This window comes from Pseudomonas shirazica, assembly GCF_015168335.1.
GTDB lineage: Bacteria > Pseudomonadota > Gammaproteobacteria > Pseudomonadales > Pseudomonadaceae > Aquipseudomonas > Aquipseudomonas asiatica.
Genome location: NZ_CP063456.1, coordinates 104,494 through 126,493, shown reverse-complemented (window position 1 = coordinate 126,493; position 22,000 = coordinate 104,494). Strand labels below are relative to the sequence as shown.

Annotated in this window: 23 protein-coding genes; 8 read left to right on the top strand and 15 right to left on the bottom strand. The window is 63.8% G+C overall.

The window, feature by feature from the left end; all coding sequences use genetic code 11:
• Nucleotides 1–45 precede the first annotated feature (45 nt).
• From lipA to IMX18_RS00540, 12 genes are all read right to left on the bottom strand, one after another.
• Nucleotides 46–1,062: a lipoyl synthase gene (lipA, locus tag IMX18_RS00595; RefSeq protein ID WP_015271939.1), complete on the bottom strand. Its 1,017-nt coding sequence runs from the start codon at nucleotides 1,060–1,062 to the stop codon at nucleotides 46–48.
• Between the two features lie 2 nt (nucleotides 1,063–1,064).
• Nucleotides 1,065–1,712 carry a lipoyl(octanoyl) transferase LipB gene (lipB, locus tag IMX18_RS00590; protein WP_013974352.1) on the bottom strand — a complete coding sequence of 216 codons (648 nt, stop codon included), beginning with the start codon at nucleotides 1,710–1,712 and terminating at the stop codon, nucleotides 1,065–1,067.
• The gene (locus IMX18_RS00585; protein WP_003249736.1) at nucleotides 1,712–1,987 is read right to left on the bottom strand and encodes a DUF493 domain-containing protein; all 276 of its coding nucleotides are present in this window, start codon (nucleotides 1,985–1,987) and stop codon (nucleotides 1,712–1,714) included. The genes lipB and IMX18_RS00585 overlap by 1 nt, the downstream gene beginning before the upstream one ends.
• 73 nt (nucleotides 1,988–2,060) lie before the next feature.
• Entirely contained in the window at nucleotides 2,061–3,221 is a 1,161-nt protein-coding gene (locus tag IMX18_RS00580) for a D-alanyl-D-alanine carboxypeptidase family protein (RefSeq protein ID WP_013974353.1), read from the bottom strand.
• Nucleotides 3,222–3,490: 269 nt separating this feature from the next.
• Complete coding sequence (locus IMX18_RS00575; RefSeq protein ID WP_013974354.1) at nucleotides 3,491–4,492, bottom strand: septal ring lytic transglycosylase RlpA family protein; 1,002 nt, start codon at nucleotides 4,490–4,492, stop codon at nucleotides 3,491–3,493.
• Nucleotides 4,492–5,502, bottom strand: a complete 1,011-nt coding sequence (gene mltB / locus IMX18_RS00570; RefSeq protein ID WP_015271940.1) for a lytic murein transglycosylase B — start codon at nucleotides 5,500–5,502, stop codon at nucleotides 4,492–4,494. The genes IMX18_RS00575 and mltB overlap by 1 nt, the downstream gene beginning before the upstream one ends.
• Nucleotides 5,503–5,519: 17 nt before the next feature.
• The gene (gene rodA, locus IMX18_RS00565; RefSeq protein WP_015271941.1) at nucleotides 5,520–6,623 is read right to left on the bottom strand and encodes a rod shape-determining protein RodA; all 1,104 of its coding nucleotides are present in this window, start codon (nucleotides 6,621–6,623) and stop codon (nucleotides 5,520–5,522) included.
• Nucleotides 6,624–6,661: 38 nt separating this feature from the next.
• Complete coding sequence (gene mrdA / locus IMX18_RS00560) at nucleotides 6,662–8,551, bottom strand: penicillin-binding protein 2 (protein ID WP_015271942.1); 1,890 nt, start codon at nucleotides 8,549–8,551, stop codon at nucleotides 6,662–6,664.
• A gap of 16 nt (nucleotides 8,552–8,567) precedes the next feature.
• Nucleotides 8,568–9,035: a 23S rRNA (pseudouridine(1915)-N(3))-methyltransferase RlmH gene (gene rlmH, locus IMX18_RS00555; protein ID WP_003249722.1), complete on the bottom strand. Its 468-nt coding sequence runs from the start codon at nucleotides 9,033–9,035 to the stop codon at nucleotides 8,568–8,570.
• Nucleotides 9,036–9,045: 10 nt separating this feature from the next.
• Nucleotides 9,046–9,465 carry a ribosome silencing factor gene (gene rsfS, locus IMX18_RS00550; protein WP_013974359.1) on the bottom strand — a complete coding sequence of 140 codons (420 nt, stop codon included), beginning with the start codon at nucleotides 9,463–9,465 and terminating at the stop codon, nucleotides 9,046–9,048.
• 43 nt (nucleotides 9,466–9,508) lie between these two features.
• A complete protein-coding gene (nadD, locus tag IMX18_RS00545) occupies nucleotides 9,509–10,168 on the bottom strand; it encodes a nicotinate-nucleotide adenylyltransferase (protein WP_217189970.1) in 660 nt (219 codons plus the stop codon).
• Between the two features lies 1 nt (nucleotide 10,169).
• Nucleotides 10,170–11,441: a glutamate-5-semialdehyde dehydrogenase gene (locus IMX18_RS00540; RefSeq protein WP_015271944.1), complete on the bottom strand. Its 1,272-nt coding sequence runs from the start codon at nucleotides 11,439–11,441 to the stop codon at nucleotides 10,170–10,172.
• A 327-nt stretch (nucleotides 11,442–11,768) separates the two neighbouring features.
• Between IMX18_RS00540 and IMX18_RS00535 the strand changes: the two genes are divergently transcribed.
• Complete coding sequence (locus IMX18_RS00535) at nucleotides 11,769–12,437, top strand: DNA-3-methyladenine glycosylase (protein ID WP_015271945.1); 669 nt, start codon at nucleotides 11,769–11,771, stop codon at nucleotides 12,435–12,437.
• Between the two features lie 3 nt (nucleotides 12,438–12,440).
• On the top strand, nucleotides 12,441–13,757 hold the full coding sequence (locus IMX18_RS00530) for a bifunctional DedA family/phosphatase PAP2 family protein (protein WP_061303521.1): 1,317 nt from the start codon (nucleotides 12,441–12,443) through the stop codon (nucleotides 13,755–13,757).
• A 111-nt stretch (nucleotides 13,758–13,868) separates the two neighbouring features.
• Here the strand turns inward: IMX18_RS00530 and IMX18_RS00525 are convergent, their stop codons facing one another.
• From IMX18_RS00525 to IMX18_RS00515, 3 genes are read right to left on the bottom strand one after another with little or no spacing between them, the layout of a single operon-like run.
• Nucleotides 13,869–14,459 (bottom strand): LON peptidase substrate-binding domain-containing protein, encoded by a 591-nt coding sequence (locus tag IMX18_RS00525; protein ID WP_054573591.1) that lies wholly within the window; start codon nucleotides 14,457–14,459, stop codon nucleotides 13,869–13,871.
• A 9-nt stretch (nucleotides 14,460–14,468) separates the two neighbouring features.
• Entirely contained in the window at nucleotides 14,469–15,185 is a 717-nt protein-coding gene (locus IMX18_RS00520; RefSeq protein WP_013974365.1) for an LrgB family protein, read from the bottom strand.
• The gene (locus IMX18_RS00515) at nucleotides 15,182–15,544 is read right to left on the bottom strand and encodes a CidA/LrgA family protein (RefSeq protein ID WP_003257558.1); all 363 of its coding nucleotides are present in this window, start codon (nucleotides 15,542–15,544) and stop codon (nucleotides 15,182–15,184) included. Before IMX18_RS00515 ends, IMX18_RS00520 begins: the two co-directional genes overlap by 4 nt.
• Nucleotides 15,545–15,687: 143 nt before the next feature.
• On the opposite strand from IMX18_RS00515, the gene IMX18_RS00510 reads away from it, so the two are divergent.
• The 6 genes from IMX18_RS00510 (at nucleotide 15,688) to purH (ending at nucleotide 21,891) form a co-directional block, all read left to right on the top strand.
• A complete protein-coding gene (locus tag IMX18_RS00510; protein ID WP_054573589.1) occupies nucleotides 15,688–16,143 on the top strand; it encodes a MaoC family dehydratase in 456 nt (151 codons plus the stop codon).
• A 198-nt stretch (nucleotides 16,144–16,341) separates the two neighbouring features.
• Nucleotides 16,342–17,220, top strand: a complete 879-nt coding sequence (prmA, locus tag IMX18_RS00505) for a 50S ribosomal protein L11 methyltransferase (RefSeq protein ID WP_015271949.1) — start codon at nucleotides 16,342–16,344, stop codon at nucleotides 17,218–17,220.
• Between the two features lie 42 nt (nucleotides 17,221–17,262).
• Nucleotides 17,263–18,618 carry a DUF3426 domain-containing protein gene (locus IMX18_RS00500; protein WP_054573588.1) on the top strand — a complete coding sequence of 452 codons (1,356 nt, stop codon included), beginning with the start codon at nucleotides 17,263–17,265 and terminating at the stop codon, nucleotides 18,616–18,618.
• A gap of 253 nt (nucleotides 18,619–18,871) precedes the next feature.
• Nucleotides 18,872–19,885, top strand: a complete 1,014-nt coding sequence (gene dusB / locus IMX18_RS00495; protein WP_015271951.1) for a tRNA dihydrouridine synthase DusB — start codon at nucleotides 18,872–18,874, stop codon at nucleotides 19,883–19,885.
• Nucleotides 19,882–20,202, top strand: a complete 321-nt coding sequence (gene fis, locus IMX18_RS00490; RefSeq protein ID WP_012274390.1) for a DNA-binding transcriptional regulator Fis — start codon at nucleotides 19,882–19,884, stop codon at nucleotides 20,200–20,202. The genes dusB and fis overlap by 4 nt, the downstream gene beginning before the upstream one ends.
• A gap of 81 nt (nucleotides 20,203–20,283) precedes the next feature.
• Nucleotides 20,284–21,891, top strand: coding sequence for a bifunctional phosphoribosylaminoimidazolecarboxamide formyltransferase/IMP cyclohydrolase (gene purH / locus IMX18_RS00485; RefSeq protein ID WP_015271952.1), 1,608 nt, complete (start codon nucleotides 20,284–20,286; stop codon nucleotides 21,889–21,891).
• Nucleotides 21,892–22,000 lie beyond the last annotated feature (109 nt).

Genomic DNA, 22,000 nt, shown 5'->3' with positions numbered 1-22,000 from the left:
TGCCGCCCTTCGGCGCGCATCGGCATGCGTGGCTCTGTGCTTGGCTCAGAGCTTGATCTTGGCTTCGTGAGCCTGCTGGTCAGCGTGGTACGAAGAACGCACCAGCGGGCCGGAAGCGACGTTCTTGAAGCCCATCTTGTAACCTTCCTCGGCGAACCAGGCGAAGGTGTCCGGGTGAACAAAACGCTGCACCGGCAGGTGGCTGCGCGACGGCTGCAGGTACTGGCCGAGGGTGAGCATGTCGATGTCATGCTCGCGCATACGGTGCATCACTTCGATCACTTCCTCGTCGGTCTCGCCCAGGCCGAGCATCAGGCCCGACTTGGTCGGTACGTGCGGCACCAACTGCTTGAACTTCTGCAGCAGGTCCAGCGACCAGTCGTAGTCCGAACCCGGGCGCGCGGCCTTGTACAGGCGCGGTACGGTCTCGAGGTTATGGTTGAACACATCCGGCGGCTCTTGCGCGGTGATCTCCAGGGCAATATCCATGCGCCCACGGTAGTCCGGCACCAGGGTTTCCAGCTGTACGCCCGGCGACAGCGCACGGATTTCGCGGATGCAGTCGGCAAAGTGCTGGGCACCACCGTCACGCAGGTCGTCGCGGTCCACCGAGGTGATCACCACGTACTTCAGGCGCAGGTCGGCGATGGCGATGGCCAGGTTCTTCGGCTCGTCCAGGTCCAGCGGTTTCGGCCGGCCGTGGCCAACGTCGCAGAACGGGCAACGACGGGTGCAGATGTCACCCATGATCATGAAGGTGGCGGTACCACCGGAGAAGCACTCGCCCAGGTTCGGGCAGGATGCCTCTTCGCATACGCTGTGCAGCTTGTGCTTGCGCAGCAGTTGCTTGATGCGGTCTACCTCGGGCGACACCGGGATACGCACGCGGATCCAGTCGGGCTTCTTCGGCAGCTCTTCGGTGGGGATGATCTTCACCGGAATGCGCGCCACCTTTTCGGCACCACGCAGCTTAACCCCGGCTTCCACCTTCTTCGGCGCTTGGCGCGGGGTGGCATCCTGGGTAGGTATCAGGTTCGGCACGGCTTCTTGCACAGTTGTCATATTCAGTCGATTCCGCCCGTGAGGGTCGTCTGCTCAGCGTAGTCGAGGTGCTTGACCAGCTGTCCGCGCAGCCTTGTCCTGACCTCGTCGAGTTCGATCGGGCCTGCCAGGTCGCGCAGCTGGGTCATCGCCAGCCCCGCATAGCCGCAGGGGTTGATTCGGCGGAATGGCGCGAGGTCCATGTCCACGTTCAGGGCAAGGCCGTGGAACGAACGGCCGTTGCGGATTCGCAGGCCGAGGGAGGCGATTTTCGCTCCGTCGACATAGACGCCCGGGGCATCGGGTTTGGCCGCGGCCTGGACATCGTAACTGGCGAGCAGGTCGATGAGGGTCTGCTCGATACGGCTGACCAGCTCACGCACGCCAAAGCCCAGCCGGCGCACATCCAGCAGCAGGTAGGCCACCAGCTGCCCGGGGCCATGGTAGGTCACCTGGCCACCGCGATCGGTCTGCACTACCGGGATGTCGCCCGGCACCAGCAGGTGCTCGGCCTTGCCGGCCTGGCCCTGGGTGAAGACCGCGGGGTGCTCGACCAGCCAGACTTCATCCTGGCTGTCCGGGCTGCGCTGCTCGGTGAAGCGACGCATGGCCTCCAGCACCGGTTCGTAGGGCTGCAGGCCAAGCTCGCGAAAACCGAGGCAGGCGGACATCAGAGCACCATTTTCACGATGCCGGTAGCGCGCAGGGCGCTGTTGATATCGTGCAGCTGGTTCTCGCTTTCGGCAACGATGTGCAATTGCACGGTGGTGTACTTGCCTTCCTTGCTCTGGCGCTCGGCCAGGGTGGAAAGGTCGACCTTCGCGTGCTTGCTCAGGATCTCGATCACCGTGTCCTTGAAGCCGACAACGGTGTCACCGATGACCTTGATCGGGTAATCGTCGCAGGGGAATTCGATCTTGTGCGACTTGACGTCTGGTTCGCTCATGGCGGAAACGGCCTCGTAAGCCGTGGCAACAACAACGCCCCCGCAGGATACGCGGGGGCATGCAGGTCACGTATCAGTTGAACAACCCGTAGAAGAATAGACGGATGCTATCCCACATACGGCGGAAGAAACCACCTTCCTCGACGCCATCGAGGGCGATCAGGTCGGCGCTGTGAACCACTTTCTCGTCCAGTTTGACTTCCACTTTGCCGATCACGTCACCTTTGGCGATTGGCGCGGTGAGCTGCGGGTTCATGGTCATCGAAGCCTGCAGGCGCTTCAATTGGCCTTTAGGCATAGTCAGGGTCAGGTCGTTGGCCAGGCCAGCTTTCACTTCGCCAGTCGCGCCCTTCCAGACCGGCGACTTGGTCAGCTCGGTACCCTTCTGGTAGAAGGTCTGGGTTTCGAAGAAGCGGAAGCCATAGGTCAGCAGCTTCTGGGTCTCGGCAGCACGCGACTGCTCGCTGTTGGTGCCGAAGACCACGGCGATCAGGCGCTGGCCATCGCGAACGGCCGAAGCCACCATGCAGTAGCCGGCTTCGTCTGTGTGGCCGGTCTTCAGGCCGTCGACAGTCTTGTCACGCCACAGCAGCAGGTTGCGGTTTGGCTGCTTGATGTTGTTCCAGAAGAACTCTTTCTGCGAGTAGATGGCGTAGTGGGCCGGGTCGACATTGATGATCGCACGGGCCAGGGTAGCCATGTCGTGGGCCGACGAGTAATGGTCCGGGTGCGGCAGGCCGGTCGGGTTCATGAAGTGGCTGTTGGCCATGCCCAGGTCGGCAGCGGTCTTGTTCATCATGTCGGCGAAGGCGTCTTCGCTGCCGGCGATGTGCTCGGCCAGGGCGACCGAGGCGTCGTTGCCGGACTGGATGATGATGCCGTGCAGCAGGTCGCTGACGGTCACCTGGCTGCCCACCTTGATGAACATGCGCGAACCGCCGGTCCGCCAGGCGTTTTCGCTGACGGTAACCGGGTCGTTTTCACCGATCTGGCCGCGACGGATGTCCAGGGTGGCGATGTAGGCCGTCATCAGCTTGGTCAGGCTGGCAGGCGGCAGGCGCTCGTCACCGTTGTTCTCGACCAGCACGTTGCCGCTGGACGCATCCATGAGTACGTAGGACTTGGCTGCCAGTTGCGGTGGCGCCGGCGTCATCTGCTCAGCCGCGAAGGCGGCAGGCGTGATCATCAGCAGTACGGGCAGGCAAAGTCGTTTGGCAAGGTTGGTGATGTTCATCCGTCTCTCGAAAATCGCTAATGGTCTGATGTTCCCTGGGCAAGATCATGTGCCCAGCGCCAGTCAGTCTAGTTTTTGCGGCCGTAGGCCTGGCTCGCAATGTGCGGCTTTATGTCGCTGCGGGCAAAAGCCGACATTGTACATGCCCGCGCCCGTCAATTCATGACAAAACCGACAGTTTGGTGTTGCCTTCTTCGCGGGCGCGCCCGCTCCCACAGGGTTTCGCATGCCCTGTGGGAGCGGGCGTGCCCGCGAAGAAGGCAACGCGGTCAGTCAGCTGTGACCAGCTTGGCCTGCCCAAGGTTCGCCAGGCGGATGCTGTCCTGCGCTTGCTGGATCTCGCCCTGGCTGTTGATCGGCCCGAGGCGCACGCGGTGCAGGGTCTGCTGGTTACGCACGATCGAGCTGATGAACACTGGCGCGCTGACCATGCTGCTGAGCTTGGAGCGCAGCAGTTCGGCGGCGTCCGGGTTGGCGAAGGCACCCACCTGCAGGAAGCTGCCGCCACTGCCGGCCGGCACGTTGTTGCCGGCCACCTGCACCGGCACCACCGGCGCTGCATGCTGCTGGGGCGGCGGGGTCCATTGCTCGACGCGCCCGGTACTGGCCGGGATCGCCTGGGTCTGGGCCACCTGGGGCTCCTTCAGCACCATCGGTGGCGTCTGGCCACGCTGGGCCCACCACTGCTGCGGGTCGATACCTTCGACGCGCACGTGCGCGGTGCCAATCTCGGCATAACCGAGCTTTTTCGCCGCGGCATAGGACAAGTCGATGATGCGGTCCGAATAGAACGGCCCACGGTCGTTTACCCGCAAGATCACGCTACGGCCGTTGGCCAGGTTGGTCACCCGCACGTAGGCCGGCAGCGGCAGGGTCTTGTGCGCCGCGCTCATGCCGTACAGGTCGTACAGCTCGCCGTTGGCGGTGTTCTGGCCGTGGAACTTGGTGCCATACCACGACGCGGTACCTTCCGCGCGATAATTGCGCGAGTCCTGCATCGGGTAGTAGGTCTTGCCCAATACCGTGTACGGGTTGGCCTTGTAGTTGCCGGTGTGCACGGTTGGCGTGGCGTCGGGGATCTTGTTCACATCCACGTCCCACCACGGCGCGCCGTCCTTGTGCGCGCGGTTGATGTCCAGGCCCGGCTGGGTGCGCACCACGTTGCCACTGCTTTGCTGGGGCGGGCGGTTGGACGAACAGCTGGCCAGCACCACGCCCACGGCGAGGCAGGTGAGCAGCTTGAAAGATTTGCCAGAGATGATTGCGCGCATTACTTGACGCCCCGTGCTTGAACCAGCTGTTCCGATAGCTGATGCACCGCCATGGCATACATCACGCTGCGGTTGTAGCGAGTGATCGCGTAGAAGTTCTTCAGGCCCATCCAGTACTCGGGGCCATTGTCGCCCTCGAGACGGAAGGCGGTAACCGGCAGATCATCGCGCAACGAATCATGGACCGACCAGCCAAGCGTGCGCAACTCCCCAACGGTTTTTACCGGCTCGATGCCGGTGGTCAGGCCTTCGTCGGCGCGCCCACCGTCCACCCAGGCGCGGCTGACCACACCTTCGCCGGGCACCCAGCCGTGGCGCTTGAAGTAGCTGGCCACGCTGCCAATGGCATCGTCCGGGTTGTTCCAGATATTGATGTGGCCGTCGCCGTCGAAGTCCACCGCGAAGTTGCGGAAGCTGCTCGGCATGAACTGCGGCAGGCCCATTGCACCAGCGTAGGAGCCTTTGAGCGTCAGCGGGTCGAGCTGTTCCTCACGGGCCAGCAGCAGGAACTCGCGCAGCTCCTTGCGGAAGAATTCCGCCCGTGGCGGGTAGTCGAAGCCCAGGGTCGACAAGGCATCGATCACCCGGTAGTTACCGGTGTTGCGGCCAAAGAAGGTTTCCACGCCGATGATGGCAACGATGTACTGCGCCGGCACGCCATATTCCTGCTCGGCACGGGCCAGCACCGCTTCGTGCTGGCGCCAGAAGTCCACACCGCGGGCAATACGCGCGTCAGTGATGAACATCGGCCGGTAGTCCTTCCACGGCTTTACCCGTTCGGCCGGGCGCGAAATGGCGTCGAGGATCGACTGCTTGCGCTGCACCTCCGCGAACACACCCATCAGCTGCTCAGGGGCAAAGCCATAGTCGCGGCTCATTTCGCCAACGAACTGGGCCACCTGCGGCGAGCCCTGATAATCGCCGGCATGGGCCAGCTGTACAGCGCCGAACAGGCCCACCGCGCCGATCCACGGCGCACAACGGGCAGCCCAGTTACGCACTGCTTGCATGAAATTCTTCACCTTATTCAAACCTGAGCGATCCATTTGCGGTGCGTGTGGATCGACATCAGAACGCCAAACGCTGACAGCAGCGTCACCAACGAAGTTCCGCCATAGCTGATGAAGGGCAGCGGCACGCCCACCACGGGCAGAAGGCCGCTGACCATACCGATATTGACGAACACGTACACAAAGAAGGTCATGGTCAGGCTGCCCGCCAGCAGCTTGCCGAACAGGGTCTGCGCCTGGGCGGTGATCATCAGGCCACGGCCGATCAGCAGCAGGTAGACGATCAGCAGCAGGCAGATGCCGACCAGGCCGAATTCCTCGCCGAGCACGGCGATGATGAAGTCTGTGTGGCTTTCCGGCAGGAAATCCAGGTGCGACTGGGTGCCGAGCAGCCAGCCCTTGCCGAACACACCGCCCGAGCCGATCGCCGCCTTCGACTGGATGATGTTCCAGCCAGTGCCCAACGGGTCGCTTTCCGGGTCGAGGAAGGTCAGTACCCGTTGCTTCTGGTAGTCATGCATGACGAAGAACCACATCGCCACCGCCACTGGCACCGCAGCCGCCAGTACGCTGAGGATCCAGCGCCAGCGCAGCCCGCCCATGAACAGCACGAAAGCCCCGGAGGCGAGGATCAGCAGCGCCGTACCCAGGTCGGGCTGGCGCACGATCAGGATGAACGGCACGCCGATCAGCACCAGGCTGATCGCCACATGCTTCAGATGCGGCGGCAACGTGCGCTTGGACAGATACCAGGCGATGGTCGCCGGCATGATGATCTTCATGAACTCCGAGGGCTGGAAGCGGATCACCCCGGGGATGTTGATCCAGCGCGTGGCGCCCATGGCGTTGTGGCCCATCACGTCCACCACCACCAGCAACAGCACCCCGGCCAGGTAGGCCAGCGGCACCCAGCGAGCCATGAAGCGCGGCTCCAGCTGGGCGATGATGAACATCGACACCAGGCCGATGCCGAACGAGGTGGCCTGCTTGAGCAGCAGGTCCCAGTTCTTGCCACTGGCCGAATACAGGACGAACAGGCTGCCGGCCGCGAGGGTCAGCAGAATGATCAGCAAAGGGCCGTCGACGTGGATGCGCTGCAGAAAGCTGGCGCGCCGACGCATCACATCCTCGCTGGAGAGCATGCGATCGAAATTGTTCATCACAGGGCTGATTCCTGGGTAACCGTGGCAGGCGCGAACTCGGGCTTGAGCCGGCCGTTTTCGTCGAGCAACCAGGCGTCCATCACCTGGCGCACCACCGGGGCGGCGACGCCCGAGCCGGACTCCCCGTTCTCGACCATCACCGAAACCACGATCTTCGGGTCCTCGGCCGGGGCGAAGGCGACGAACAGGGCGTGGTCGCGGTGGCGCTCCTGAAGCTTGTTGCGGTCGTACTTCTCGCCCTGCTTGATTGCCACCACCTGGGCGGTACCACTCTTGCCGGCAATGCGATATTGCGAGCCGATGGCCGCCTTGCGTGCGGTACCGCGGGCATTGTGCATCACCTGCTCCATGCCATGGGTAACCTTGGCCCAGTCGGACTTGTCACGCAGCACGATGTTTTCCATGGGGTTGTCGTCCACCGGCGGCTGGCCTTCGATGGTCTTGGCCAGGTGCGGGCGGTTCCACACGCCCTTGTTGGCGATCAGCGCAGTGGCCTGGGCCAGTTGCAGCGGCGTGGCCTGCATGTAGCCCTGACCGATGCCGAGGATCAGGGTTTCGCCGGGGAACCAGGCCTGGCGGCGGGTGGCGCGCTTCCATTCACGCGATGGCATCAGCCCGGCGGATTCCTCGAACATGTCGAGGGAAACCCGCTGGCCGATGCCGAACTTGTTCATGTAGCTGGACAGCCGATCGATGCCCATCTTGTGGGCGAGGTCGTAGAAGTAGGTGTCGTTGGAGCGCATTATCGCGGTGTCCAGGTCGACCCAGCCATCGCCCGAACGGTTCCAGTTACGGTATTTGTGGTCGTAGTTGGGCAGCTGGTAGTAGCCCGGGTCGAACACCCGGCTGCCGGCATTGACCACGCCGCTGTCCAGGCCGGCGATGGCCACCGCCGGCTTGATGGTCGAACCTGGCGGGTACAGGCCGCGCAGGACGCGGTTGAACAGCGGTCGGTCGATCGAGTCGCGCAGTTCGGCATAGGCCTTGAAGCCGATGCCGGTGACGAACAGGTTGGGGTCGAAGCTGGGCTGGCTGACCATCGCCAGCACCTCGCCGGTACGCGGGTCGAGCGCCACCACCGCACCACGCCGGCCCCCCAGGGCAGCCTCGGCGGCCTCCTGCAGCTTGATGTCCAGGCTCAGCACGATGTCCTTGCCCGGTTTCGGGTCGGTGCGCTTGAGCACCCGCAGCACACGGCCTCGGGCGTTGGTCTCGACTTCCTCGTAGCCCACCTGGCCATGCAGGTCGGCTTCGTAGAAGCGCTCGATGCCGGTCTTGCCGATGTGGTGGGTGCCGCTGTAGTTCACCGGGTCGAGGGTTTTCAGCTCTTTCTCGTTGATCCGCCCCACATACCCCACCGAATGGGCGAAATGCGCGCCCTGCGGGTAATGGCGCACCAGCTGGGCCACCACTTCCACGCCCGGCAGGCGGAACTGGTTCACCGCCACACGGGCGATCTGCTCTTCGTTGAGTTCGAACAGGATCGGCACCGGCTCGAACGGCCTGCGGCCCTGGCGCATGCGCTTCTCGAACAGGGCGCGGTCGTCAGGCGTCAACTCCAGCACTTCGACGATGGTATCCAGCACTTCCTGCCAGTTACCCGCACGTTCGCGGGTCATCGACAGGCTGAAGCTGGGCCGGTTGTCGGCGACGATCACCCCGTTGCGGTCGAAGATCAGCCCGCGGGTCGGCGGGATCGGCTGCACATGCACCCGGTTGTTCTCCGACAGCGTCGAGTGATAGTCGTGCTGGATGACCTGCAGGTAGTACAGACGCGCAATCAGCACGCAGATAAGCAGCATGATCGCGACTGCGCCGACCACGACGCGGTTGCGCACCAGGCGGGCGTCTTTCTCGTGGTCCTTGAGACGGATCGGCTGCGACATCGGACTGCTTACAGGCTCATTTATGGTAAGGATGCCCGGACAGCACGGTCCAGGCGCGGTAGATCTGCTCGCCGATGAGTATCCTTACCAATGGGTGCGGCAAGGTCAGCGGCGACAGCGACCAGCGTTGCTCGGCGCGCGCACAGACCTCGGGCGCCAGGCCTTCCGGGCCGCCCACCATCAAATTCACCGTGCGCGCATCCAGGCGCCAGCGGTCCAGCTCGGTCGCCAACTGCTCGGTACTCCAGGGCTTGCCATGGACCTCGAGGGTGACGATGCGTTCCCCTGGCTGAACCTTGCTCAGCATGGCTTCGCCCTCCTGACGGATCAGGCGGGCGACGTCGGCATTCTTGCCACGGGTGTTCAGCGGGATTTCCACCAGCTCCAGCGACAGCTCGGCGGGCAGGCGCTTGGCATATTCATGCCAGCCTTCCTCGACCCACTTCGGCATGCGCGAGCCGACCGCGATCAGGCGCAGACGCACAGCGCTTTCCTTATTCCCGGTCCTTGAGCTTATCGGAGTACTCGTGGGCATGGTCCGGGCTGTGGTGCTTGCCATCGGCGGCACGGCTTTGCTCGGCACCCTGCCACAGGCGCTCCAGGTCGTAGAACTGGCGGGCAGCGGCGGTCATCATGTGCACGATGACATCGTTCAGGTCCAGCAGCACCCAGTCGCTGTCGCCCTTGCCTTCTTCACCCAGCGGCTGGGCACCCTTGGCCTTGACCGCTTCGCGGACCTTTTCCAGCATCGCATTGATCTGGCGGTTGGAAGTACCGGTGGCGATGATCATGTAGTCGGTCAGGCTGTGCTTTTCGCGCACGTCGATGACCTGGATGTCCTGGGCCTTGACGTCTTCCAGCGCTGCCTTGGTCAGGGCAACCAGTTCTTCGCCGTGGATTTTCTGCTTGGTCATATAAAACTCGTTCAACTCGTTGGATGAGGCGCCAGAGGCACCGTCAGTTAGGTGCACGATACAGTTCGTGCGCCTCGATGTAGGCCAGTACGGCGTCCGGCACCAGGAACCTCACCGATTTGCCGCTGGCCAGCAGCTGTCGGATCTGTGTAGCCGACACCGCAAGCGGCGTCTGCCAGACGAACGAAATGTTTCCCGCCGGGCCGGACAAGGCGGTGGGATCGCTCTCCGAGCGCGCAGCCAGCAGGTTGCGCAGCTCGTCAGGGGGTTCTACGTCGGCATCCGGGCGTTGCAGCACCAGGATGTGACAGTGTTGCAGCAATTCTTCCCAGCGGTGCCAGCCGGGCAGGCCACAGAAGGCATCCCAGCCCAGCACCAGGAACAACTGGTCGTGAGCGGCCAGTTCGGCGCGGATCGATTCCAGCGTGTCGATGGTGTACGACGGTTTGTCGCGCGCCAGTTCGCGGGCATCCACGCTCAGGCAGGGCACGCCCTGTACAGCGCCTTGCACCATGGCCAGGCGGTCCTGCGCGGCCACCTGCGGGGTGTCGCGGTGCGGCGGCCGGGCGTTGGGCAGCAGGCGCAGTTCGTCCAGCCCCATGAACTCGGCCACTTCCAGCGCGCTGCGCAGGTGGCCGATGTGCACGGGATCGAAGGTGCCGCCAAGAATGCCGATGCGCCGGACTGCCTGGGCCTTGCTCAACTCAGCAGGACTCCTGGCCGCGCAGCTGGCCGTCACCGATCACCACGTACTTCTCGCAGGTCAGGCCTTCCAGGCCGACTGGGCCGCGGGCATGCAGCTTGTCGGTGGAAATGCCGATTTCCGCACCCAGGCCGTACTCGAAGCCGTCGGCGAAGCAGGTCGGGGTATTGAGCATGACCGACGCCGAGTCGACCTCGGCCATGAACTGGCGGGCTTCAGCCTGGTGTTCGCTGATGATCGAATCGGTGTGGTGCGAGCCATAGTGGTTGATGTGCTCGATGGCCTGGTCCAGGCCGTCGACCACACGGATCGACAGGATCGCGTCCAGGTACTCGGTGTGCCAGTCGGCCTCGGTGGCCGGTTTGGCCTCGATGATCGCCCGGGTGCGCTCGCAGCCACGCAGCTCGACGCCCTTCTCCTGGAAGCGGCGGGCCATTTCCGGCAGGAAGCGCTCGGCCACCTGCTGGTCGACCAGCAGCGTTTCCATGGCGCCACAGATGCCGTAGCGGTAGGTCTTGGCGTTGAACGCCACACGCCAGGCCTTGTCCAGGTCGGCATGCTGGCTGACGTAGACGTGGCAGATACCGTCCAGGTGCTTGATCACCGGCACGCGAGCATCGCGGCTGATGCGTTCGATCAGGCCACGGCCACCGCGCGGCACGATGACGTCGACGAATTCCGGCATGCTGATCAGCGCGCCCACGGCTTCGCGGTCGGTAGTCTCGACCACCTGCACCACGGCTGCCGGCAGGCCGGCGGCGGCCAGGCCACGCTGGATGCAGGTGGCGATGGCGCGGTTGGAGTGGATGGCTTCGGAGCCGCCACGCAGGATGGTCGCGTTACCCGACTTCAGGCACAGGCTGGCGGCATCGATGGTCACGTTCGGGCGCGATTCGTAGATGATCCCGATCACCCCCAGCGGCGTGCGCATCTTGCCGACCTGGATACCGGATGGGCGGTAGCTCATGTCGCGGATGGCACCGACCGGGTCCGGCAGGCTGGCCACCTGGCGCAGGCCGGTGATCATGCCGTCGATACGCGCCGGGGTCAGCGCCAGGCGGTCGAGCAGCGCGGGCTCCAGGCCATTGGCACGGCCGGCGGCCAGGTCCAGCTCGTTGGCAGCGGTCAGCTCTGCACGAGCGGCGTCCAGCGCATCGGCGGCAGCTTGCAGGGCGCGGTTCTTCTGCGCGGTGCTGGCACGGCCGATCACCCGGGAAGCCTCACGGGCAGCGCGACCCAGGCGGGTCATATAGTCAAGAACGGACTCAGTCATGGGTTCGGTGTCTTGGCGAAGGGGAAATCGGCTGATTATAACTGGCGCGCAGGTGTACGCCCAGCGGCGGGTGGCGGATGGTAGAAAATGGCTGGGGCATTGTGTAGGAAAGATGTAACCGGGGTTATCGAAATTTCTATCTCCTGTCAGTGCCCTTTCACGGGTAAACCTGCTCCCACAGGGATTGCACAAGGCCTGGGACCTCCGAGGTACCTGTGAGCGGGCGAGCCCGCGAAAGGGCCGGCACTGCCAACATCCCACTCGATTCAGCCTCGATTAAGCTATTCATTGCTATCATCCCCGCCGTCCCAGCCACGAACCGCCCGCATGCCAGCCTTGCCCGACAGCTTTTTCGACCGCGACGCCCAGACCCTGGCCAAGGCCCTGCTGGGCAAAGTCATCCGCCATCGCCACGGCGACCTGTGGCTGGCCGCGCGCATCATCGAGACCGAGGCCTACTACCTCACCGACAAAGGCAGCCACGCCTCGCTCGGCTACACCGAAAAGCGCAAGGCGCTGTTCCTCGATGGCGGGCACATCTATATGTACTACGCGCGCGGCGGCGACTCGCTGAACTTCAGCGCCCACGGGCCAGGCAACGCGGTGCTCATCAAGTCGGCCTATCCTTGGCAGGACGCCCGCTCGGGGCCGAACAGCCTGGCACAGATGCAACTGAATAACCCCGATGCCAGCGGCAACCTCCGCCCGCCCGAGCGCCTGTGCGCGGGCCAGACCTTGCTGTGCCGGGCCCTGGGCCTGAAGGTGCCGCACTGGGACGCCCAGCGTTTTGACGCCGAGCGCCTGTACGTGGAGGATTGCGGCAACATCGTGCCACGGGTGATCCAGGCCGCCCGCCTGGGCATCCCGCATGGCCGCGACGAGCACCTGCCCTACCGTTTCGTCGATGCTGAGTACGCCCGTTTCTGCACGCGGAACCCGTTACGTCGCGGCCAAGTCGAAGGCCGCGACTTCTTCATTCTGGAACAAGGAAGCTGAACCATGGGCCAATGGCTCGACAGCCTGACTGGCTGGCTCAGCGCCAACCCGCAGTGGCTTGGCCTGGCGATATTCCTGGTGGCCTGCATCGAGTGCCTGGCCATTGCCGGCATCATCGTGCCAGGCACCGTGCTGCTGTTCGCGGTCGCGGTATTGGCCGGCAGCGGCGCCTTCAGCCTGGGCGAAACGCTGCTGCTGGGCTTTCTCGGTGGCCTGGTGGGCGATGCGTTGTCGTACACGGTGGGCAAGTACTTCCACCAGAACATTCGCAGGCTGCCCCTGCTGCGCCACCATCCGGAATGGATCGGCAGCGCCGAGGCCTACTTCCAGCGCTACGGCATCGCCAGCCTGCTGGTAGGGCGCTTCATCGGGCCGCTGCGGCCTATGCTGCCAATGGTCGCCGGCATGTTCGACATGCCGCTGCCGCGCTTCATCGCCGTCAGCCTGGTGGCCGGTGCCGGCTGGGCAGTGGCCTACCTGCTGCCCGGCTGGGCTACCGGCGCAGCCATGCGCCTGCCCTTGCCGGAAGGCTTCTGGCTGGATGCCGGGATCATCGCCGGCACCCTGGCAGTCATCATCGGGCTGAGCCTGAACACCAGCATTCGTGATCAACGCCACGGCACCCGGCTGATCGCAGGCATGAGTTTCCTGGCCTTGACCGGGGTCTTCCTCGGCTGGCCCTACCTGCACGAGTTCGACCAGGGCGTGATGACACTGGTGCAGGAGCACCGCAGCCAGGCCATCGATGGCGCCGTGGTGCTGGTGACCCGGCTGGGCGATTTCCGCACCCAGTTATTCCTCGGCGGGCTGCTGACGGGCCTGCTGCTGCTTGCTCGGCAGTGGCGGCATGCCATGTTCGCTGCGGGCGCACTGATGGGTACGGCGTTTGCCAACGGCACGCTGAAGTGGCTGTTCGCCCGGGCCCGCCCGGAAGTGCTGAGCGACCCGCTGACCAGCTACAGCATGCCCAGTGGGCACAGTTCGGCGTCGTTTGCGTTCTTCCTGGTAATGGCAGTGCTGGCCGGTCGCGGGCAGCCGCCGCGGATGCGCCTGACCTGGGTGATGCTGGGCTGTATTCCAGCGCTGGCGATTGCCCTGTCACGGGTGTACCTGGGGGCGCACTGGCCGACCGACATCCTCGCCGGGGCCTTGCTGGCGTGCTGTGTGTGCGCGCTCAGCCTGGCACTGGTGCAGCGTCACCAGACCCTGCCAGCCTTGCCGCTGCGGGTGTGGTGGCTGGTGTTGCCGGCGTGTGTCGCGTTGCTGGCGTTCTTTGCCATGCATGCGCTGCCGCAGGCTTTGCTGCGGTATCAATATTGATGTCGCGTTTACCGGCCTCTTCGCAGCACAAGGCTGCTCCTACAGGGCTCTCGTCAGCCTGTAGGAGCAGCCTTGTGCTGCGAAGAGGCCGGCACTGGCAACACAGCAGTATCAGGCAAACAATTCACCCTGAATCCGCTCCAGCAGCTTCTGGATCTCCCCCAACCGCTCCTGCGGCGAGTCGAGGCTCAGCAAATCCAGCTTGTCCTCTTCCATGAACGGCAGCAGGTACGCCAACTGATTGGACAACGCCTGGCGCCCATCCACCGGGCGCGGCATGTCTAGCGCTTCGACCATGGGGTGCTCGCCCAGGGCCACCAGCAACGCCAGCAGGTCTTCGTCCGCCTCCAGCAACGGGCTGTCCGCCTGCTCCGCCAGCCATTGCACCTGCCCCACCAGCAACTGGTCCTTCTGCACCTCGGTACTGTCCAGGTTGAAGCGCCGCACACCTTCGACGCGGATCCCCAGCAAGCCGTTATCCTGCTGCACGAAGTCACGGATCACTGCCTCGCAGCCGATCGAGGCGACCACCGGCGGCGCCTTGCCGACCTGCTCGCCTTCGAGGATGCACACCACACCAAAACCTTCGCCCCGCTTCATGCAGCGCCCGATCATGTCCAGATAGCGTGCCTCGAATATCTGCAAATCGAGGAAACAACCAGGAAACAGCACGGTATTGAGAGGAAACAGCGGTAGCGTCATCACAAGTCCTCAAGCCACCAGGCTGACCGCCAGCGGCAGGAACACCGCCGTGGCCACCCCCATCAGGCTCATCGCCAGCGCGGCAAAGGCGCCGCATTCGTCACTTTCCTGCAGGGCCACCGAAGTGCCCACTGCATGCGCGGTCACGCCCAAAGACATGCCACGGGCCTCGGGGCTATGCACGCCAAAACGGCTCAGCAGCGCCGGACCGAAGATTGCCCCGATAACCCCGGTAATCAGCACGAACACCGCCGCCAGGGCAGCCACGCCGCCAATCTGCTCAGCCACCAGCATGGCGATCGGCGAAGTGACCGACTTCGGCGCCATGGTCATCAGGATCATGTGCTCGGCACCGAACCACCAGCCCAGCAACAGGCAGCACAGCGTGGCGAACAGGCCTCCGACTACCAGCGTAGTAAATGTGGGCCAGAACAGCTGTCGGATACGCCGCAGGTTGAGGTAGAGCGGCACAGCCAGGGCTACGGTGGCAGGCCCCAGCAGGATGTTCATGATTTCGGTGCTCTTGCGATATTCGCTGTAGTCGATGCCACACACCAGCAACACGCCGATCACCAGCAGCATCGAGACCAGTACCGGCTGCAGGAAGATCCAGCGGGTCTTCTCGTAGGCCGCCAGCACCACCTGGTAGGCCCCAAGCGTGATGCCGATACCGAACAAGGGATGATGAACGACCGCATCCAGTGCGCCTTGCCAGTCGAGCATCATGGCTGCTCCTCGCTCCGGCCCTGACGGTGGATGAGCTTTTGCATCAACACGCCGACGAACACCAGGGTCACCAGGCAGGAGATCAGCAAGGCACCGGCAATGGCCCAGAAGTCGGCGGCGATATCCCTGGCATACACCATCACCCCCACCGCTGGCGGCACCAGCAACAGCGGCAGGTAACGCAGAAGGCTGCTGGCGGCCTCGTTCAGCGGCTTGCCCACCTCACCACGGGCCATGAGGAAGAACAAAAGCAGCAACAGGCCGATGATCGGCCCCGGCAGAAACGGCACCAACAGATGGTTGATTGCCGTCCCCAGCAGCTGGAACAGCACCAGCCAGGTCAAACCACGCAACAGCATAAGCATCTCCCTCGGGCATGGCCGCCATTATAAGCATGTGCCGTCATATACCGATATTCGTCGAAAAACGTGCAACTTGACTGAAACGGTTCGCCGTGCTGATCTTGCACTTTCGTACCAACTGACAGCCCGGAGAGTCCGCGATGCCCCATGTACCGGTTACAGAGCTTTCGCAGTACGTTGGTAAGGAACTGGGCCGCTCGGCCTGGCTGAAGATCGACCAGCAACGCATCAACCTGTTCGCCGAAGCCACGGGCGATTTCCAGTTCATCCATGTTGACCCGGAAAAGGCGGCAAAAACCCCGTTCGGGAGCACCATCGCCCACGGTTTCCTGACATTGTCGCTGATTCCCAAGCTGATCGAGGACATCCTGGTTCTGCCGGAAGGGCTGAAGATGGTGGTGAACTATGGGCTGGACAGCGTGCGGTTCATCCAGCCGGTCAAGGTCGACAGCCAGGTACGGCTGAAGGTGGACCTGGCCGAAGTGACGGAAAAGAAACCAGGGCAATGGCTGCTAAAGGCGATTGCCACGCTGGAGATCGAGGGAGAAGAGAAGCCTGCTTATATAGCTGAGTCGCTTTCCCTCTGTTTTGTCTGACGCATTCCGGGGGCGCTTCGCGCCCTATTCGCAGCACAAGGCTGCTCCTACAGGGGTATGTGATCTCTTGTAGGAGCAGCCTTGTGCTGCGAACGGGCTGCACAGCAGCCCAGATCCACAAATCCCCCGCACTCGCGTAAACTGCCAGCCTTCGCGCAGCCTAGGGCTGCCCCTGTCGATTTACCAAAGGTGCCCGCCATGCCCTGGCTGCAAGTACGCCTGGCCATCAGCCCGGAACAAGCCGAAACCTACGAAGATGCCCTGCTCGAAGTGGGTGCCGTCTCGGTCACGTTCATGGATGCCGAGGATCAACCGATCTTCGAGCCAGACCTCAACACCACTCCGCTGTGGTCGCACACCCACCTGCTGGCCCTGTTCGAGGCCGATGCCGATCCTGAGCAGGTATTCGCCCACCTGCGCCTGCTGACCGCTGCCGAACTGCCCGAGCACCAGGCCGAGGTGATCGAGGACCAGGACTGGGAACGCAGCTGGATGGACAACTTCCAGCCGATGCGCTTCGGCCGCCGCCTGTGGATCGTGCCAAGCTGGCACGAGGCCCCGGAACAGGACGCGGTGAACCTGCTGCTCGACCCCGGCCTGGCGTTCGGCACCGGTACCCACCCCACCACCGCACTGTGCCTGGAATGGCTCGACGGCCAGCAGCTCGAAGGCACCCAGGTGCTGGACTTCGGCTGCGGCTCCGGCATTCTGGCCATCGCCGCGTTGCTGCTGGGCGCCCGTGAGGCGGTCGGTACCGACATCGACGTACAGGCCATCGAGGCTTCGCGCGACAACGCCCAGCGCAACGGCATCGCCGACGAGAAGCTGGCGCTGTACCTGCCAGAGAACATGCCGGCCATGCAGGCCGATGTGCTGGTCGCCAACATCCTCGCCGGCCCGCTGGTGTCGCTGGCACCGCAACTGTCCGGCCTGGTCCGCCCAGGTGGCCTGCTGGCGCTGTCGGGCATCCTCGCCGAGCAAGGTGAGGAAGTGGCCGCAGCCTATGCCGCCGACTTCGAACTGGACCCGATCGTCGTTCGCGATGGCTGGGTGCGCATCAGTGGTCGCCGCCGTTAAGCGGGCCTAGAATACTTTTCTGCACAGCTCCCGGATTGCCGCATGACCGACAGTTTCGTCACCCAGTGCCCGCATTGCCAGACCAGCTTTCGCGTCACCCACCACCAGTTGAGCGTGGCCCGCGGTGTAGTGCGCTGCGGCCACTGCCTGCAGGTGTTCAACGCCGCCAGGCAGCTGCTGGAGCAGAACCGCGCCAGCGGAGCCAGCGCACCTGCGGTGCCGATGCCAGCTGCACCTGCCGAACCGCTGGTCGAACCGGCGATCGCACCCCAGCCAGTCGCCAGCGAGCCCAGCGCCCCCTCGGACGAGGACTGGGCGCTCACCACCCAGGCGCTGGAAGCGCTCGACCTCGACATGGAACTGGAGCGCCTGGAGCGCCGCGGCCAACCGGCCTCGGCTCGCCCGGCAAGCCAGGACGACGGCCTGCAGGCGAGGCGTGACGAACTGCACCCGGACGAACATGCCGACGACCTGTTCGGTACGGCAACCGATGAGCCGTTCGAGCCGCAACAGGCAGTAGAACCCACGCCCGTGCTGCGGGAGCCGGAGCCCCTGGAGCTGGACCTGGAACCCGCCCCAGGCGCGCGTACCGAGCCGACGTTAGGTGGCAATCTTGACCTGGACATCGACGACGAACCACCGGTACACCGTACCGCCGCAATCGATGACCACCCCGAATTCAACGAACCGCTGCGGGCCGCCGATGATGAGGCCCCTGTACGGGGCCTGAGCGCCCGCGACGACGAGCCACTGGAGCTGCACCTGTCAGCGCGCGACGACGAACCTGTCGAGCCGCTGCCCGGCGAACGTCTTGAACCAGGCCTAGCCGGCAAAGCCGAGCGCCCGGCGCGCAAGGAGCCGCTGGTAGATGTGGTCGACGACCCCCTGCAACTAGGCTGGGAACAGCCCGCACCCAACTGGGGCAAGCGCTTGTTGTGGGGCTTCCTGACACTGCTGGCCGCTGGCTTGCTTGCGTTCCAGTACGTCTGGTTCCATTTCGACGAAATGGCCCGCCAGGACCAATACCGGCCGATCTTCCAGCAAATCTGCCCGTTGGTCGGCTGCGAGGTGCCGACCCGCGTCGATATCGCCCGAATCAAGAGCAGCAACCTGGTGGTTCGTAGCCACCCGGACTTCAAGGGCGCTCTGATCGTCGATGCGATCATCTACAACCGCGCGCCGTTCGCCCAGCCGTTCCCGCTGCTGGAGCTGCGCTTCGCCGACCTCAATGGCCAGCTGATCGCCAGCCGTCGCTTCAAGCCCAGCGAATACCTGTCCGGCGAACTGGCCGGGCGCGGCGAAATGCCAAGCCAGACCCCGATCCATATCGCCCTGGACATCCTCGACCCAGGGCCGAAGGCCGTTAATTACAGCCTGAGCTTCCGTTCGCCGGAATAACCAGCAGCCCTGTGGGAGCGGGCGTGCCCGCGAACACGGGCGAAGCCCGTGCCATCCATTGCGCCGCCTGCTTCGCGGGCAGGCCCGCTCCCACAGGGGCCGCGCAAGGTCCTGGACCTCACCCATACCAAAAGTCATAAGCCGACAACTGTTCAGATTTTATCCAAATCCATCTTTATCCGGTCACCGAGAGCGGGTATCATGCCAACCCTTTTTCGAACTCCAAGATTCGGCCCCACAACAGGGATCACCTATGTCGGCGGTACGCATCGGCCCATACACACTACGCAACAACCTGATCCTCGCGCCCATGGCCGGGGTCACGGACCAGCCTTTCCGTACACTTTGCCAGCGCCTGGGCGCCGGCATGGTGGTGTCGGAAATGGTCTCCAGTGACATGAGCCTTTGGAACAGCCGCAAGTCGAGCCTGCGCCGCATCCATGAAGGTGATCCCGAGCCACGCTCGGTACAGATCGCCGGTGGTGATGCGCAGATGATGGCAGCGGCGGCAAAGGCCAACGTCGAAGCAGGCGCCCAGATCATTGATATCAACATGGGCTGCCCGGCAAAAAAAGTCTGCAACAAAGCCGCAGGCTCTGCTTTATTGAGAGATGAAGCCTTGGTCAGCGAGATTCTCCACGCCGTGGTCGGCGCCGTGGACGTCCCGGTGACCCTGAAGATCCGCACCGGCTGGGACCGGGCGAACAAGAACGGCCTGAACGTGGCGAAGATTGCCGAGCAGGCCGGCATCCAGGCGCTGGCGGTGCATGGCCGCACACGCGCCGACCTGTACACCGGCGAAGCCGAATACGACACCATCGCTGCCATCAAGCAGGCGGTGTCGATCCCGGTTTTTGCCAACGGCGATATCACCTCGCCAGAAAAGGCCCGGGCGGTGCTGGACGCCACCGGGGTCGATGGCCTGTTGATCGGCCGGGCCGCCCAAGGGCGGCCATGGATCTTTCGCGAGATCGAGCATTACCTGCGCACTGGCGAACACCTGCCAGCGCCGCAGCTGGAGGAAGTGGAACGCATCCTGCTGGAGCACCTGGCCGCGCTGCATGCCTTCTATGGCGATGTGATGGGCGTACGTATCGCCCGCAAGCACGTTGGCTGGTACCTGGCAACACGACCCGGCGGCAAGGAGTTTCGCTCCCGGTTCAACGCTTTGGAAGACACACAAGCGCAGTGCGCCAACGTTCGCGCGTTTTTCAGCGAACGTCGACAGAGCCTTGAGACAGAGGACGGACAAGGGGTGGCCGCATGACGATGATGACCGAGACATTTGTGAGTGGAACAACGCCCGTGAGCGACAACGCCAACCTGAAACAGCACCTCAACACGCCGAGCGAGGAGGGCCAGACCCTTCGCGACAGCGTCGAGAAGGCGCTGCACAACTACTTCGCCCACCTGGAAGGCGCGACCGTGACGGACGTGTACAACCTGGTGCTCTCCGAAGTCGAGGCGCCCCTGCTCGAAAGCGTGATGAACTACGTGAAGGGCAACCAGACCAAGGCCAGCGAGATGCTCGGGCTGAACCGAGGCACCCTGCGCAAGAAGCTCAAGCAGTACGACTTGTTGTAAGCCAGAATCCCAACCAGAAAAGGCGGCTCCCTGAACAGAGGCGCCTTTTTTGCTGACTCCACCGCGTTATTGGAACCCGAAATGACCGACCAGACTACCCGCCTGCCAGTCCGCCGCGCCCTGATCAGCGTCTCCGACAAGACCGGTATCCTCGAATTTGCCCGTGAGCTGCAGCAGCTCGGTGTCGAGATCCTGTCCACCGGCGGCACCTACAAGCTGCTCAAGGACAACGGCGTCAACGCGGTGGAAGTGGCCGACTACACCGGCTTCGCCGAAATGATGGATGGCCGGGTCAAGACCCTGCACCCGAAAATCCACGGTGGCATCCTCGGCCGTCGCGGCACCGACGACGCCATCATGAATGAGCACGGCATCAAGCCGATCGACCTGGTAGCAGTCAACCTGTACCCGTTCGAAGCCACCATCTCCAAGCCTGGCTGTGACCTGCCGACCGCCATCGAGAACATCGATATCGGCGGCCCGACCATGGTCCGCTCGGCTGCCAAGAACCACAAGGACGTGGCCATCGTGGTCAACGCCAGCGACTACGCCGGCATCATCGAAGGCCTCAAGGCCGGTGGCCTGACCTACGCCCAGCGCTTCGACCTGATGCTCAAGGCGTTCGAGCACACTGCTGCCTACGACGGCATGATCGCCAACTACATGGGCACCATCGACCAGGCCAAAGAAACCCTGAGCACTGAAGGCCGCAGCGAGTTCCCGCGCACCTTCAACAGCCAGTTCGTCAAGGCCCAGGAAATGCGTTACGGCGAAAACCCGCACCAGAGCGCGGCGTTCTACGTAGAAGCGAAGAAAGGCGAAGCCAGCGTTTCCACCGCCATCCAGCTGCAGGGCAAGGAACTGTCGTTCAACAACGTGGCCGACACCGATGCCGCGCTGGAGTGCGTGAAGAGCTTCGTCAAGCCGGCCTGCGTCATCGTCAAGCACGCCAACCCGTGCGGCGTGGCCGTGGTACCTGAAGACGAAGGCGGCATCCGCAAGGCCTACGACCTGGCCTACGCAACCGACACCGAGTCGGCGTTCGGCGGCATCATCGCCTTCAACCGCGAACTGGACGGCGAAACCGCCAAGGCCATCGTCGACCGCCAGTTCGTCGAAGTGATCATCGCCCCGAAAATTTCCCAGGCTGCCCGCGAAGTGGTTGCCGCCAAGCAGAACGTACGCCTGCTGGAGTGCGGCGAGTGGCCTGCCGAGCGCGCTGCCGGTTGGGACTTCAAGCGCGTCAACGGTGGCCTGCTGGTGCAGAGCCGCGATATCGGCATGATCACTGCCGATGACCTGAAGATCGTCACCAAGCGTGCGCCAACCGAGCAAGAGATCAACGACCTGGTGTTCGCCTGGAAAGTGGCCAAGTTCGTCAAGTCCAACGCCATTGTCTACGCCAAGCAGCGCCAGACCATCGGCGTCGGCGCCGGCCAGATGAGCCGCGTCAACTCCGCGCGCATTGCTGCAATCAAGGCCGAGCATGCCGGCCTGCAGGTGCAGGGTGCAGTCATGGCGTCGGATGCGTTCTTCCCGTTCCGTGATGGCATCGACAATGCGGCTAAAGTGGGTATCAGCGCCGTGATCCAGCCGGGTGGTTCGATGCGTGATGCCGAGGTGATTGCTGCCGCTGACGAAGCCGGCATCGCCATGGTCTTCACCGGTATGCGCCACTTCCGCCACTAAACAGATGCAGGGCCGATCGCCGGCCCTTGTAGGAGCGGCCTTGTGTCGCGATAGGGCCGCAAAGCGGCCCCAGCAATTTCTGCTGTGAAGCTGAAAACCTGGGGCCGCT